Source organism: Methylobacterium platani, assembly GCF_001653715.1.
Lineage (GTDB): Bacteria > Pseudomonadota > Alphaproteobacteria > Rhizobiales > Beijerinckiaceae > Methylobacterium > Methylobacterium platani.
Genome location: NZ_LWHQ01000023.1, coordinates 80253 through 93702, shown reverse-complemented (window position 1 = coordinate 93702; position 13450 = coordinate 80253). Strand labels below are relative to the sequence as shown.

The 13450-nt window shown below is 72.5% G+C and carries 12 protein-coding genes; 7 read left to right on the top strand and 5 right to left on the bottom strand.

The genetic code is table 11. The features are described from left to right. Window positions 1-5 precede the first annotated feature (5 nt). Entirely contained in the window at window positions 6-683 is a 678-nt protein-coding gene (locus A5481_RS13970) for a pyridoxamine 5'-phosphate oxidase family protein (protein ID WP_048436335.1), read from the bottom strand. Between the two features lie 219 nt (window positions 684-902). On the opposite strand from A5481_RS13970, the gene A5481_RS13965 reads away from it, so the two are divergent. Further along, window positions 903-2393, top strand: coding sequence for a carboxypeptidase M32 (locus A5481_RS13965; protein ID WP_048436334.1), 1491 nt, complete (start codon window positions 903-905; stop codon window positions 2391-2393). A gap of 215 nt (window positions 2394-2608) precedes the next feature. Further along, window positions 2609-4288, top strand: coding sequence for a methyl-accepting chemotaxis protein (locus A5481_RS13960; protein WP_048436333.1), 1680 nt, complete (start codon window positions 2609-2611; stop codon window positions 4286-4288). A 466-nt stretch (window positions 4289-4754) separates the two neighbouring features. Here A5481_RS13960 and A5481_RS13955 read toward each other — a convergent pair whose 3' ends face one another. After that, a complete protein-coding gene (locus A5481_RS13955; protein WP_048436332.1) occupies window positions 4755-5546 on the bottom strand; it encodes a class II glutamine amidotransferase in 792 nt (263 codons plus the stop codon). Between the two features lie 471 nt (window positions 5547-6017). On the opposite strand from A5481_RS13955, the gene A5481_RS13950 reads away from it, so the two are divergent. Next, on the top strand, window positions 6018-6398 hold the full coding sequence (locus A5481_RS13950; RefSeq protein WP_048436331.1) for a response regulator: 381 nt from the start codon (window positions 6018-6020) through the stop codon (window positions 6396-6398). Window positions 6399-6489: 91 nt separating this feature from the next. On the opposite strand, the gene rpsU is transcribed toward A5481_RS13950, so the two are convergent. After that, window positions 6490-6792 carry a 30S ribosomal protein S21 gene (gene rpsU, locus A5481_RS13945; protein ID WP_048436330.1) on the bottom strand — a complete coding sequence of 101 codons (303 nt, stop codon included), beginning with the start codon at window positions 6790-6792 and terminating at the stop codon, window positions 6490-6492. Window positions 6793-7112: 320 nt separating this feature from the next. Then, the gene (locus tag A5481_RS13940) at window positions 7113-8342 is read right to left on the bottom strand and encodes a polyhydroxyalkanoate depolymerase (RefSeq protein WP_048436329.1); all 1230 of its coding nucleotides are present in this window, start codon (window positions 8340-8342) and stop codon (window positions 7113-7115) included. A 305-nt stretch (window positions 8343-8647) separates the two neighbouring features. Between A5481_RS13940 and A5481_RS13935 the strand changes: the two genes are divergently transcribed. Continuing rightward, window positions 8648-9301, top strand: coding sequence for a glutathione S-transferase family protein (locus A5481_RS13935; RefSeq protein WP_048436328.1), 654 nt, complete (start codon window positions 8648-8650; stop codon window positions 9299-9301). Between the two features lie 3 nt (window positions 9302-9304). Here A5481_RS13935 and chrA read toward each other — a convergent pair whose 3' ends face one another. Continuing rightward, window positions 9305-10690, bottom strand: a complete 1386-nt coding sequence (chrA, locus tag A5481_RS13930) for a chromate efflux transporter (RefSeq protein ID WP_064503997.1) — start codon at window positions 10688-10690, stop codon at window positions 9305-9307. 149 nt (window positions 10691-10839) lie between these two features. On the opposite strand from chrA, the gene ruvB reads away from it, so the two are divergent. From ruvB to ybgC, 3 genes are all read left to right on the top strand, one after another. Further along, the gene (ruvB, locus tag A5481_RS13925) at window positions 10840-11886 is read left to right on the top strand and encodes a Holliday junction branch migration DNA helicase RuvB (protein WP_048432432.1); all 1047 of its coding nucleotides are present in this window, start codon (window positions 10840-10842) and stop codon (window positions 11884-11886) included. Beyond that, complete coding sequence (locus tag A5481_RS13920) at window positions 11879-12820, top strand: metallophosphoesterase (RefSeq protein ID WP_048432433.1); 942 nt, start codon at window positions 11879-11881, stop codon at window positions 12818-12820. The genes ruvB and A5481_RS13920 overlap by 8 nt, the downstream gene beginning before the upstream one ends. A 157-nt stretch (window positions 12821-12977) precedes the next feature. Beyond that, complete coding sequence (gene ybgC / locus A5481_RS13915; protein WP_048432434.1) at window positions 12978-13382, top strand: tol-pal system-associated acyl-CoA thioesterase; 405 nt, start codon at window positions 12978-12980, stop codon at window positions 13380-13382. Window positions 13383-13450: the final 68 nt, after the last annotated feature.

The following is a 13450-nucleotide window of genomic DNA, read 5'->3' as shown; positions in this document are numbered from 1 at the left end:
CGCCCTCAGCGGCCCGGGCCATCCGGCATCAGGTCCGGGGCCGGGTCGGCCTCGCCCGGATAGTCGTCGAGCGGGATCGTGCCGCCGACCGTCTCGACCCGTCGCGCATCCGCCTCTGGCAGCGCGCCCGCGAACAGGTCGAGCCGCTTCCAGGCCGGGAAGGGCTGGCGCCCCCGGTGGTCCGGGACGTGCGGCGAGGGGGAGGCTCCGGCGCTGCGGTGGATGTAGCGGCCGCAATTGACGAAGATCTGCGCCGCGGTGACCTGCACGACGCAATCGGCGCCGGGATAGAGCGCGAGCAGGGCTTCGTCCCGGGTCAGGGCCGCGGTGCCGTGCACCCGCAGGCGGTGGGGCCGCTCGAAATCGATGAAGAGCAGGCCGACCCGCTCGCTCGCCGCGATGTTGCCGAGGGTCATGAACATGCCGTTGCCGTCGTAGTTCGGGAAGACCAGCGTGCTCGGGCCCGTCACCCGCACGAAGCCGGGCGCCCCGCCCTTGTACGAGACGGTCGGCTGCCCGTGCGGGTCGACGGTGCTCAGGAAGAACAGCGCCACGCCCTCGATGAAGGCGCGCTCCTGCGGCTCGAACGCCGCGTGGGCGTTCGCCTCCAGCCGGTCCGCCAGCCGGCGCGTGCCGTGCTCGTCCTGCAACTGCCGGTGCGTGGCGCCGAAGAACACGCTCATCGCTTCCTCCCTTCGTCGTTGGGGGGAGGGTATGCGGGTCAGGGGAGTCAGGAGAACGTAGACCATGGGACGAGCGGGGGCGGCGAGCGCGAGCTGATGGCGCTGCGCTCTCGGTGAGTTTCCCGTCCGTCGCGACGACATTCGCGGCCGGACCTTGCCAGCCTCGGCACGGCCGTTCGACAACGCACCACCATTCCCACCACAACCACCGGATCCCCCATGCAGGCCTACCGCGCCCTCGAAGCCACCTTCGCCCGCATCGGCGCCCTCGAGGACGCCTCCGGCATCCTCGGATGGGACGCCCAGACCCTGATGCCGGACGGGGCGGCGGAGGGGCGGGGCGACCAGATCGCGGTGTTGCGCGGGCTCGCCCACGACCTCCTCGTCGATCCCGCCACCGCCGACCGGCTCGCCGGGGCGGAGGAGGCGGGGGGCCTCGACGCCTGGAGCCAAGCGAACCTCGCCGAGATGCGCCGGGCCCACACCCACGCGGCGGCGGTGCCGCGCGACCTCGTCGAGGCGAATTCGCGGGCGGTGTCGCGGGCCGAGATGACCTGGCGCGAGGCCCGCCGCACCGCCGACTTCGCCCTGCTGCGCCCCGACCTCGCCGAGGTCTTGCGTCTCCAGCGCGAGATCGGCCGGGCGAAAGGCGAGGCCTTGGGCCTCTCCCCCTACGACGCCCTCCTCGACAGCTACGATCCTGGCCTGCGCCAGGACGCGATCGACCCGCTCTTTTCGGTGCTCGAAGCCGAGCTGCCGGGGCTGATCGCGCAAGCGCAGGCGCGCCAGGAGGCGGCGGGGCCGGCGCCGGCGGCGCAAGGGCCGTTCCCGGTCGAGACCCAGCGCCAGGTCGGGCTCGCGCTGATGCGGGCGGCGGGGTTCGACTTCGCGCGGGGCCGGCTCGACGTCAGCCTGCACCCGTTCTGCGGCGGCGCCACCGACGACGTGCGCATCACCACCCGGTACGACGAGCAGGACTTCGCCCGCGCCCTGATGGGCGTGCTGCACGAGACCGGCCACGCCCTCTACGAGCAGGGCCGCCCCGCCGCCTGGCGCCGCCAGCCCGTGGGCGCCGCCCGCGGCATGACCCTGCACGAGAGCCAGTCGCTCACCCTGGAGATGCAGGCCGGCCGCAGCCGCGAGTTCGTCGCCTGGCTGGCACCGCTGGTCCGCGAGGCCTTCGGCGGCACCGGCCCGGCCTGGGAGGCCGACGCCCTCTACCGCACCTACACGACGGTCGCCCCCGGCTTCATCCGGGTCGATGCCGACGAGTGCACCTATCCGGCCCACATCCTGCTGCGCTACCGGCTCGAGCGGGCGCTGATCCGGGGCGAGATGGAGATCGACGACCTGCCCGGCGCCTTCGACGACGGCCTGCGCCGGCTCCTCGGCCTCACCGTGCCGGACGACGCCCACGGGTGCCTGCAGGACATCCACTGGCCCGGCGGCGCCTGGGGCTACTTCCCGACCTACACCCTGGGCGCGATGGCGGCGGCCCAGCTGTTCGACGCCGCCTGCCGGGCCGAGCCGGACCTGCGCCCCGGCCTCGCGCGAGGCGACTTCGCGCCCCTCGTCGGCTGGCTGCGGGCGAACGTGCACGCGAAGGGCAGCGCCTGCGGCACGCGGGAGATCCTGGAGGCCGCGACCGGCCGGCCGCTCTCGGCCGACATCTTCCTCGGCCATCTGCGCCGGCGCTACCTGGAGGCGTGAGCGGCGTCCTTTCCGCCGCGACGGACCCGATCTTCGCTGCGCTTGACACGCGCGGTGAAGGCGTGGGATGGACCGATCGTATTTGAATATAATTTAGTACATCTCGTTTGAACTGACACAAAATCTTCATAGTATTTCTTCGGCGGCTAAGTTTAACAGTACGGAAGGTTTTGCCAGGCTATGGGCGCGCCGTCGGATCATTTCTCGGTGCGTTCATGCGCTTCACGTTGGGCAAGAAGCTCGGCATCGTCGTCGGGCTGCCGATCCTGGTCGCTGCCGGCATCGCCGCCTTCGCGATCTCCCTCTCGCAGAACGAGCAGGCCCGGGCCGGCGCCGTCGAGGCGGCGTGGGAGGCGGCGCTCCACACCCGCACCCTGGCGCAGGGCATCGAGCACGTGGTGGTCACGGTGCAGACCCTGGTGGCGGCCGAGGACGTCGCCGAGGCCAAGCAGAAATCCGGGGCCCTGCGCGCGGCGCTCGCGGCGGTCGAGGCCGAGCGCCCGGCCTTCTTCACCGCGCTCCAGCCCTATCTCGACGAAGGCGAGGCGCGGACGCTCTCGCTCACCCTGCAGGAATTCCTGGCCTACCAGCGCGACACGGCGGAGCTCGGCCAGACGATCTCGCCCAAGGCGGCGCAGATCCAGGCCGCCGACGAGGCGACGATCAAGAGCCGCGAGCGGATGGTGACGCGGATCCTGACGCTCGGCGACGCGGTTCTGGAGCGGCTGCAGGAGCAGCGCGAGGGCATGCGGCAGGCGCGCCGGGTCGAGGCGGTGGCGCTCGTCGCGGTGCCGGCCCTCGGGCTGGTGCTCGCCGTCGCCGGCGCCGTCTGGGTGAGCCTGACCCAGGTCCAGCGCCCGCTCCAGGCCTTGCGCCGCACGATGCAGGCGCTCACCGCCGGCGACCTCGCGGTCGCGGTGCCGTTCACCCGAAGGCGCGACGAGATCGGCGAGATGGCCGGGTCGATCGCGGTGTTCCAGGGCGCCCTGCGCGAGCAGGGGGCGGCGCAAGACGCGGAGCGGGCCCGCGCGGCGGTCGAGTCGCGGCGGGCCGAGCGGCTGGAGACGGCCTGCCGGGCCTTCGAGGCCCGGGCCTCGCAGGCGGCCGAGGCGCTGAACGCCTCGACCCGCGAGATGGAGATGACCGCCGACGTGCTGTCGCGGGCCGCCCACGAGGTCGAGCAGCAATCGGAGGCCGTCACCGGTGCCTCCGGCGTCGCCGCGCAGGCCGTCGGGGCGGTGGAGGGCGCGTTCCGGCACTTCGCGGATTCGGCCGCCGGCGTCGGCGGCCGGGTCGGCCGGGCCAGCGAGATGGCGAACGCGACGCTCTCCCGCAGCCGCGCCACCGCCGCCACGGTCGAGCGGCTGGTCGGCGCCTCGGGCGAGATCGGCGAGGCCGCCGGCCTGATCCGCACCATCGCCGAGCAGACCAACCTGCTGGCGCTGAACGCCGCGATCGAGGCGGCCCGGGCCGGGGCGGCGGGGCGCGGCTTCGCGGTGGTGGCGGCCGAGGTCAAGGCGCTCGCCGGGCAGACCGCGGCCGCGACCGACCGGATCGCCGCCCGGATCGCGGCGATCCAGGGCGCGACCCGGCACACCGCCGAGGAGATCGGCGCGATCATCGACGCGGTCGCCGAGACGAGCCGGCTCGCGGAGGAGATCCGCGGCGCGACGCGGGACCAGGAGGCGACGAGCGCCGGCATCGGCCGCAACATCGACCGGGCCGGCGCCGAGGCCCGCAGCGTCGCGGCCAGCATCGACCAGGTCCGCGCCGCCTCCCTGGCGAGCGCGGCGCAGTCGGACCAGGTCCGGGCGGTGGCCGGGCTGCTGGCGCAGAACTCGGCGTTGCTCGCCGAATCGGTCACGGCGTTCCTGGGCGAGGTGCGGGCGGCGTGAGGCCCGCCGTCGAGGCCGAGCAGCCGGCGCGCCCGCCGCACGCGATCGGCGTCCGGAACCGGATCGTCGCCGGGCGGCGCGAGATAGCCGTAGACCTGCCGGTCGTCGATGCATCGCGGGATAGCCGCCGCGGGAACACGACGTAGTCGAGGGCGTTCCCGCCCCCGGCCTCACCCAGGCGCGGGAGCACGTCGGCCCGCACCGGGTCGGTGCAGCGCACCATCGGCACCTCGATCAGCCCGGTCACGCCCCCGGAACGGCACGGGCTCGCGGAGGCGTGCCTTCCAAGGTGGTGTCTGCTGCGAACTATCCGGCACCCGCCTGATGTCGACGACGCCATCGTCTCTCGATAGGCATCCGGGTGTCCGGAGCATTCCGGGCCCCCGGATGCATCATCGAGCTCGGCCCCGATCCAACCGATCTCAGCAGCAATTCCAAGTGTCCAAGACCTTGAAAGGCGTGGCTCTCAGGCCGCCGCCCGCCGGTCCTCCCGGTCCGGCCCGACCACCCGCACCGGCTGGCCCGGGCGCGCCAGGAGCGTCCCGCCCTTCGGCACCTCGGCCCAGCCGGCGCGCAGGCCGTCGATCGGTTCGGAGACCACCGCGAGGCCGGTGCCGGTCTCGCGCCAGTACAGGCTCGGCGGCCGGCCGTCGCAGGCCCAGCGATAGGCGGTGAGGCTCTCGCCGTCGGTGAGCACGGCGGTGAAGCGCAGCGGCTCGTCGATGCCGGCCTCGCGCATCAGGCCGCGGGCGGCCGAGACGCTCGCCGCCATGGCGCCGACGGGATCGCGCTCGAGCCCGTGCGCCAGGGCGAGGAGGAACAGGGCCTCCGAATCGGTGGTGCCCTGGCGCGCCTCGTAGAGCCCGTCCGGGATCATCGCCTCGAGCCGCCGGCGGATGCGGGCATAGCCGCCGATCTGGCCGTTATGCATGAACAGGTGACGGCCGTGGGAGAAGGGATGGCAGTTCGCCCGGGTCGTCGCGGTACCGGTCGAGGCGCGGACATGCGCGAAGAAGGTCCGGGCGCGGATCTGCCGGGACAGGCTGCGCAGGTTCTCGTCGGACCAGGCCGGCCGCACGTCGCGGTAGAGGCCCGGCTCCGGCCGGTCGCCGTACCAGCCGATGCCGAACCCGTCGCCGTTGGTCTCGGTCTGGGCTTCCGCCGCGTGCAGCGACTGATGCACCAGCGAGTGGGTCGGCGCGCAGACCAGCTCGTCGAGATAGACCGGATCGCCGTGGTAGGCGAGGAAGCGGCACATCGGCTCTTCACCTCCCGCGGCGGGTGCCGGTCCCGCCCCGGGCCGTGCCTCGTCCGCCGCCGTCATCGAAAAGTAACATTCTGCCCAGGTTGGTGAACAGCTCGTTAATGCGCCGCAGCAGGCGCGACGCGCTGCAGCATGCGCACCGAACGTGCAATCACGTCGCGCAACGACCCGCCATGCGTGAGACGCATCGATCGCCGCGGCAAGATGGACCTATGGCGGGGATCAATGTCAGCATTGAGTCGTTGATGCTCACGCAGGCGTGTTCGCGTAGCCGGCTTGCTTCCGCGTTCTCCCGGCTGGCGTCCCTCGCCGGGCCCGCTTCCCGCCCCGTCGGTTCCGTCCGCCCCCGCTTCCGGGGCGCGCGACGCGATTCGGCTGGCGGTCGGCCAAGACATCCTCCCGAGCACTTACGAGGACCCGGGACAACCACACGACAAGACACGTTGAAGACGTACAGGAGGCCTCATGGGCAGAGCAGCACCCACCAACCCGATCGCCGTCGTGGTGGAGGACGATGAATCCGTTCGGGACTTCGCCGCGGCGATCCTGGAGGAGACCGACCTCGCGGTCATCGCCTGCGACAGCGCGGCCGATGCGCTCGCGGTGATGCGCGAGCACGGCTCCGAGGTCGCGCTGCTGTTCACGGAGATGCAGCTCTCCGGCGAGATCGACGGCGCCACCCTCGCCCGCACGGTGGAGCGGGACTGGCCCGACGTGCGCCTTGTGGTGACCTCGCGCCCGGGTGCGGCGCAGGCGGTGCCGGACCACGCGGTCTACATGCAGAAGCCCTGGCGGCCCCTCGACGTGCTGGTCGAGGCCGAGCGGGCGGCCTGCGCGGCGGCCTGACGGCCGACGCGAAGAGCCCGCACGCCTCGCGGCGTCGGGCTCGACGATCCAGGACGTGCCCCGCCGGAACGGCGGGGCGCAGCCGAATGGCTTATGCGCTGGTGGCCGGAGCGGCGGCCGGAGCGGGAGCCGACGGGGCCATGCCCGGACGGCGGGGGCCGCCGACGCGGGGCTTCGGCTTCGGCGCGGCGATCAGGCCCTCGCGGATCGCAGTCTTGCGGGCCTGCTTGCGGGCGCGGCGCACGGCCTCCGCCTTCTCGCGGGCCTTGCGCACCGACGGCTTCTCGTAGGCCTTGCGCTGCTTCATCTCGCGGAAGATGCCCTCGCGCTGCATCTTCTTCTTGAGGACGCGGAGAGCCTGATCGACGTTGTTGTCCCGAACGAGTACCTGCAAGGGTGTATGTCCTCTTGTCTAAATCCAGAATCGTGGCCGACCTTGCGCGGAACGCGCCCGGATGGCTGCCTGCCCGGAAAACCGAAATGCGCCCCACGGCCCGGACCTGGAAGGACCGGGAGGGGCTTAGGTCGCATCGCGGTTGCACCGGGGCCCGGCGCAAGCTGTCGGCGCACGGTATGCGCCTGATCGCGGCCTTACACCACTCCGCCAGGACTTCCAACCGGGGAGTGCCCGCCTGACCGAAATTTGAGCGGCTCGCGGCCGGGAACGGGCCGCGCGTGCTGCGCCGTCGCGACGTGGCGACGGCCTCCGGCGCTTCAAGCGTTGGCCTGGATGAAGCTGCGCACCAGCGGGTAGGTCTGCCCCTCCCACTTGCGGCCGGAGAACACGCCGTAATGGCCGACGCCGGGCTGGAGGTGGTGGCGCTTGCGGAAGGGCTTGAGGCCGGTGCAGAGGTCGTGCGCCGCCACCGTCTGGCCCACCGAGCAGATGTCGTCGCGCTCGCCCTCGACGGTCATCAGCGCCGTTTTGCGGATCGCCCGGGTGTCGATAGGATTGCCCCGGAAGGTCAGCCGGTTCTGCGCCAGCGTCGCGTCCTGGAACACGGTCTTGACCGTCTCGAGGTAGAATTCCGCCGCGAGGTCGAGCACCGCGAAGTACTCGTCGTAGAAGCTCTCGATCTGCGCCGCCTTCGCCCGGGACTCCGTGGCGGCCTCCCCGTCGGCGAGGTGCCAGTAGAGGTCGAGATGGCCGTGCATGTGGCGCGCGGCGTTCATCGACATGAAGGCCCCGACCTGCATGAAGCCCGGATAGACCCGGCGGCCGGCCCCGGCGTGCCGGCGCGGCACGGTGGCGATCAGGTTGCGCTCGAACCACTCGATCGGTCGCGAGGTGGCGAGCTCGTTGACCTTGGTCGGGTTGATCCGGGTATCGACCGGGCCGGCCATCAGGGTCATGCTCGCCGGATGCGCCGCGTTGCCGCTCTCGGCCATCACGGCCGCGGCGGCCAGCGCCTGCACCGCGGGCTGGCACACCGCCACGATGTGCGCACCCTCGCCGATCGTCTCCAGGAACTGCACCAGGTGGGCGACGTAGTCGTCGAAGCCGAACCGGCCGGCGCTCAGCGGCACGTCGCGGGCGTTGTGCCAGTCGGTGATGTAGACGTCGTGGTCGGCGAGCAGGGTCCGCACCGTGCCGCGCAGGAGCGTGCCGAAATGGCCCGACAGGGGAGCCACCACCAGCACCCGCGGCTGCGCGGTGACGAGGTCCTTGCGGAAGCGCAGCAGGGTGCCGAAGGGCGTCGCGAGCACCGGCTCCTCCGTCACCGGCACCTCGCGGTTGCCGATCCGCACCGCCTCGATCCCGTAGGAGGGCCGGGCATGGGTGAGGCCGGCCCGCATCATCATCCGGGCCGCGGCCGAGATCCAGGTCGCCGGCGCGCCGTAGCCGGCCCGCGTCCAGGGCGTCGTGCCGTCATGCAGCATCCGGCCCCAGGCGCGGGTGGCGGTCGCGATGTCCGACTGGACCTCGAAGGCATCGTAGAGCATCGGCCCGGGCACTCCCTCACGGACACGCGCGAGGGGCGGCCCGCCGGCAAGCGTAAGGGACGACTTCGCCCTTCCGCGACCGGACTTTCGGCGGAACGCGGCGGCAGCCATCCGTCCCGGCGAGATGCGACCCTCGTGCCAACTGGATCAGACCTCGCGTGACTTGCGCGAGGATTGCGCCCGCGCCGGTCGCGACCGGCGAGAGACCGGCAAGAGATCGGTACGAGACCGGCACGAGTCTTGGATCGCTCCTCGCGAAACCCAAGGACAGACGGGCGGCGTGCTGCCGGCCCGGGGAGGGCGGGATGGCCGAGGCGACGCTGACGATCTCAAGCCGCAACTACTCGTCCTGGTCGCTGCGGGGCTGGCTGCTCTGCCGCATGGCCGGGCTCGACCTCGACGTCGAGGTGCTGTCCGGCGATCCGGCGAGCCGGGCCGAGCTGCTGCACCTCTCGCCGTCGTTCCTGGTGCCGCGCCTCACCCACGGCGCGGTGCGGGTCTGGGACGTGCTCGCCATCGCCCAGTACCTGACGGAGATCCGCCCCGAGGCCGGGCTCCTGCCGGACGACCTCGCCACCCGCTCCTGGTCGCGCTCGATCTCCGGCGAGATGCATGGCGGCTTCTTCAACCTGCGCTCGGCCCTGCCGATGAACCTGCGCGCCCGCTACGCCGACTTCACGCCCTGGGGCGGGGCCCAGGCCGACATCGCCCGGGTGGTCGAGATCTGGCAGGAGGCGTTGCGGGTCCACGGGGGGCCGTTCCTGTTCGGCGCCCGGCCGGTGGTGGCGGACGCGATGTACGCGCCGGTCTGCACCCGCTTCGTCACCTACGGCGTCGCCCTGCCGTCCGACTGCGCCGCCTATCGCGACCGGATCATGGACTGGGACCTGATGCGGGACTGGATCGCCGCGGCGCAGGACGAGCCGGAGGAGATCGAGGAACTGGACATGGAGTTCTGAGGGTCAGATCAGCCCCGCCAGCCGCAAGCCCACCCCCGCCGCCGCGCAGGCCCCGAGCACCGGGATCATCCCCGCCCGGAAGCGGAACACCGCGACGGCCGCGGCCAGCGCCAGGGCCAGCGCGTAGGGATCGACGCTGGCGAGGACCGGCACGTCGAGCCTCACCGGCCCGACGGCCACCGGGCGCAACTCCCGGAACAGGGTGTGGAGCGCGAACCAGACCGCCAGGTTGAGGATCACCCCGACCACCGCCGCGGTGATCGCCGAGAGGGCGCCGGCGAGCGCAGGATCGCCGCGCAGCCGCTCGACGTACGGGGCGCCGACGAAGATCCACAGGAAGCAGGGCGCGAAGGTGACCCAGGTGGTGAGGAGCCCGCCGAGCGTGCCCGCGACGAGCGGCGGCAGCGCCCCGGGCGCCCGGAAGGCGGCCAGGAAGCCGACGAACTGCGTCACCATGATGAGCGGCCCGGGCGTGGTCTCGGCCATGCCGAGCCCGTCGAGCATCTCGCCGGGCCGCATCCAGCCGTACTGCTCCACCGCCGCCTGCGCCACGTAGGCGAGCGCCGCGTAGGCGCCCCCGAAGGTCACCAGCGCCATCTTGGAGAAGAACACCGCGATCCGCGAGAACACGTCGTCGGGCCCGAGGATCGCGAGCAGCGCGGCGACCGGCACGAGCCAGATCGCCGCCCAGACGGCGAGGGTCGCGAGGGTGTCGCGGGGGGCGGCCCGCTCGCGCGGCAGCGCGTCGTCGCCGAACAGGTAGGCGCCGCCGGCCGCGCCCGCCGCGTGGCCGCCGCCGGGGCGGAAATCCGGATGTCCGGCCCGGCCGCCGAGGAAGCCGACGAGGCCCGCCGCCACGACGATGAGCGGGAACGGCACGTCGAGGGCGAAGATGCCCACGAAAGCGGCAGACGCGAGCCCGGTCATCACCCGGCCGCGCAGGGCGCGCCGGCCGATGCGCTGCACCGCCTCGATCACGATGGCGAGCACCGCGGCCTTGAGGCCGAAGAACAGCCCGGCGACCGGGCCGGCCTGCCCGTAGAGCACGTAGACGAAGCTCAGGGCCATGATGGCGAGGAGCCCCGGCAGCACGAACAGCCCGCCGGCGAGAAGGCCGCCGCGGGGCCCGTGCATCAGCCAGCCGACGTAAGTTGCGAGCTGCTGCGCCTCCGGCCCGGGCAGCAGGGTGCAGAAGTTGAGCGCGTGCAGGAAGCGGTTCTCGGAGATCCAGCGCCGCTCCTCGACCAGCACCCGGTGCATCACGGCGATCTGCCCGGCGGGGCCGCCGAAGGACAGGGCCGCGATTCGCAGCCAGACCGGCAGGGCCTCGGCCAGGGTAACGGGCCGGGGCGGCGCCGTTCCAAGCGTCGCTGGCTCGGGACTCGTCACGGGGCGGGGTCTCCGGCTGGGGGCGCCGCAGCGTAGCGCGATCGGTCGCGTTGTGCGACAGAACCCAGCGATTACATCCGGGGAGCGGGCGCCGCCGGCCTCGCGCCGCCGACAGACTCACGCCGTCAAGTCCCGCCTGCAGGTCCCGCTTGAGCAAGTCCAAAGCCCTCCTCACCCCCGAGCGCCGCGAGGACGACACCGACGCCTCGATCCGGCCGCTCAGCCTCGCCGACTTCACCGGCCAGAAGGCGGCCCGCGCCAACCTCCAGGTGTTCATCGACGCCGCCAAGAAGACCGGCCAGGCCCTCGACCACGTGCTGTTCGTCGGGCCTCCGGGCCTCGGCAAGACCACGCTCGCCCAGATCGTCGCCCGCGAGCTCGGGGTGAACTTCCGCTCGACCTCCGGCCCGGTGATCGCCAAGGCCGGGGACCTCGCCGCGCAGCTCACGAATCTCGAGGAGCGCGACGTCCTGTTCATCGACGAGATCCACCGCCTCAACCCGGCGGTGGAGGAGATCCTCTATCCGGCGATGGAGGATTATCAGCTGGATCTCATCATCGGCGAGGGGCCGGCCGCCCGCTCGGTGAAGATCGAGCTGCCGAAATTCACCCTCGTCGCCGCCACCACCCGGGCCGGGCTCCTCACCACCCCCTTGCGCGACCGCTTCGGCATCCCGGTCCGCCTCGAGTTCTACGACATCGACGAGCTCGAGCTGATCGTCGGCCGCGGCGCCCGGGTGCTCGGCATCGGCATGGCGCCGGACGGGGCCAACGAGATCGCCAAGCGCGCCCGCGGCACGCCGCGCATCGCCGGGCGGCTCCTGCGCCGGGTGCGCGACTTCGCCATCGTGGAGGACGCGCCCACCATCACCCGGGCGATCGCCGACCGGGCGCTGCGGCTCCTCGACGTCGATCCCGCCGGCCTCGACACGATGGACCGGAAGTACCTCAACATCATCGCCCACTCGTTCAACGGCGGACCGGTCGGGGTCGAGACGATCGCGGCGGCGCTCTCCGAGCCGCGCGACGCGATCGAGGAGATCATCGAGCCCTACCTGATTCAGAAGGGCTTCGTGCAGCGCACGCCGCGCGGCCGGGTGCTCACCGCCCACGCCTTCCGCCATCTCGGCCTGCCGGAGCCGAACCGCGATCCCACCGTCCAGTTCGGCCTGTTCACCGGGGACGAGGATGCGTGAGGAGGGGAGGGGCTACCGCCTCTTCACCCGCCGCCGGGTGCTCCAGGGGGTCGGGGCCGTCGTGCTGTCGGGCGCGAGCACCGGCGCCTACGCCACCGGGATCGAGCCGTTCCGGCAGGTCGTGACCCGTTACGCGATCGCGCCGAACCCCGCCGCGCCGTGGCCGGCGGGCCTGCGGCTTCGCATCGCGGTGCTGACCGACATCCATGCCTGCGAGCCCTGGATGAGCGTCGAGCGCATCGCCGGCCTCGTCGACGCCGCCAACGCCCTGCAGGCCGATCTCGTGGTGCTGGTCGGCGATTTCGTGGCCGGCCAGCGCTACGTCACCCGGTACGTGCCGGCCGCCGAGTGGGCGCCGGTCCTCGGGCGGCTCACGGCGCCGCTCGGCGTCCACGCGGTGCTCGGCAACCACGATTGGTGGGAGGACAAGGACGCCCAGAAGCGCGGCGCCGGGCCGACCATCGCCGGGACGGCGCTGACGCGACACGGCATCCGGGTCCTGTCGAACGAGGCGGTGCCGCTCGCAACGAAGGCCGGCCCGGTCTGGCTCGCCGGGCTCGAGGACCAGCTCGCGCTCCTGCCGGGCCGCCGGCGCTACGGCCACAAGCGGGTCGGCCTCCACGACCTGCCCAAGACCCTGGCGGCGGTGCCGGACGGCGCGCCGATGATCCTCCTGGCGCACGAGCCCGACATCTTCGCCCGGGTGCCGGCCCGGGTGGCGCTGACCCTGTCGGGCCATACCCATGGCGGGCAGGTGCGGCTGCTCGGCTGGTCGCCGGTGGTGCCCTCGGGCCGCCGCTACGTCTACGGCCATGTCCGCGAGGCGAGCGACCTCGTGATCTCCGGGGGCCTGGGCCTCAGCATCGCGCCGATCCGCCTCGGGGTGCCGCCGGAGATCGTGGTGGTGGAGCTGGGGGCGGGTGCGGTCGCTTGATACATTTTTCCACCGATCGCGTTTGAAGTAAAAAGCGCGGGATCCCCTCTCCCACACGGGAGAGGGGAAGCGCGCGACTTGTCGGCCTCGGTTCATCTGAGACGCTTCCAGGCGCGACCAGAACGAGATCAAAACGGAATTCTACGTGACCGAACCCATGCCCCCGGACGCCCACGCCCTTGCCTTGCGCGTCTACTACGAGGACACGGATTTCTCCGGCTTCGTCTACCATGCGAGCTACCTGCGCTTCATGGAGCGGGGGCGCACGGAATTGCTGCGCGGCCTCGCCGGCGACCAGTCCGACCTGCACCGGGAGGCGGACGGGCTCGTCTTCGTGGTGCGGCGGATGAGCCTCGACTACCTCAAGCCCGCCCGCATGGACGACGCGCTGACCGTGCTCACCGCCACCCGCGAGCTGCGCGGCGCCTCGATGCATCTCGACCAGGAGGTGCGCCGCGGCGACGAGACCCTGGTGCGGGCCGACGTCGTGGTGGCCTGCGTGCGCGACGGCCGGGCGGTACGCCTGCCGGAGGCCCTGCGCCGGACCCTCACCCGACGCTGAACCGTCGCGCTCACCATTCCTTAACCCTGCCGGGGGCTTAACTCACGGCGGGCGAACGATCCCTCGCG

Excerpts from the sequence above, each read along its gene's own strand:
- A5481_RS13970 (WP_048436335.1), bottom strand. The coding sequence starts at position 683 with ATGAGCGTGTTCTTCGGCGCCACGCACCGGCAGTTGCAGGACGAGCAC.
- A5481_RS13965 (WP_048436334.1), top strand. The coding sequence starts at position 903 with ATGCAGGCCTACCGCGCCCTCGAAGCCACCTTCGCCCGCATCGGCGCC.
- A5481_RS13960 (WP_048436333.1), top strand. The coding sequence starts at position 2,609 with ATGCGCTTCACGTTGGGCAAGAAGCTCGGCATCGTCGTCGGGCTGCCG.
- A5481_RS13955 (WP_048436332.1), bottom strand. The coding sequence starts at position 5,546 with ATGTGCCGCTTCCTCGCCTACCACGGCGATCCGGTCTATCTCGACGAG.
- A5481_RS13950 (WP_048436331.1), top strand. The coding sequence starts at position 6,018 with ATGGGCAGAGCAGCACCCACCAACCCGATCGCCGTCGTGGTGGAGGAC.
- A5481_RS13940 (WP_048436329.1), bottom strand. The coding sequence starts at position 8,342 with ATGCTCTACGATGCCTTCGAGGTCCAGTCGGACATCGCGACCGCCACC.
- A5481_RS13935 (WP_048436328.1), top strand. The coding sequence starts at position 8,648 with ATGGCCGAGGCGACGCTGACGATCTCAAGCCGCAACTACTCGTCCTGG.
- A5481_RS13920 (WP_048432433.1), top strand. The coding sequence starts at position 11,879 with ATGCGTGAGGAGGGGAGGGGCTACCGCCTCTTCACCCGCCGCCGGGTG.
- ybgC (WP_048432434.1), top strand. The coding sequence starts at position 12,978 with ATGCCCCCGGACGCCCACGCCCTTGCCTTGCGCGTCTACTACGAGGAC.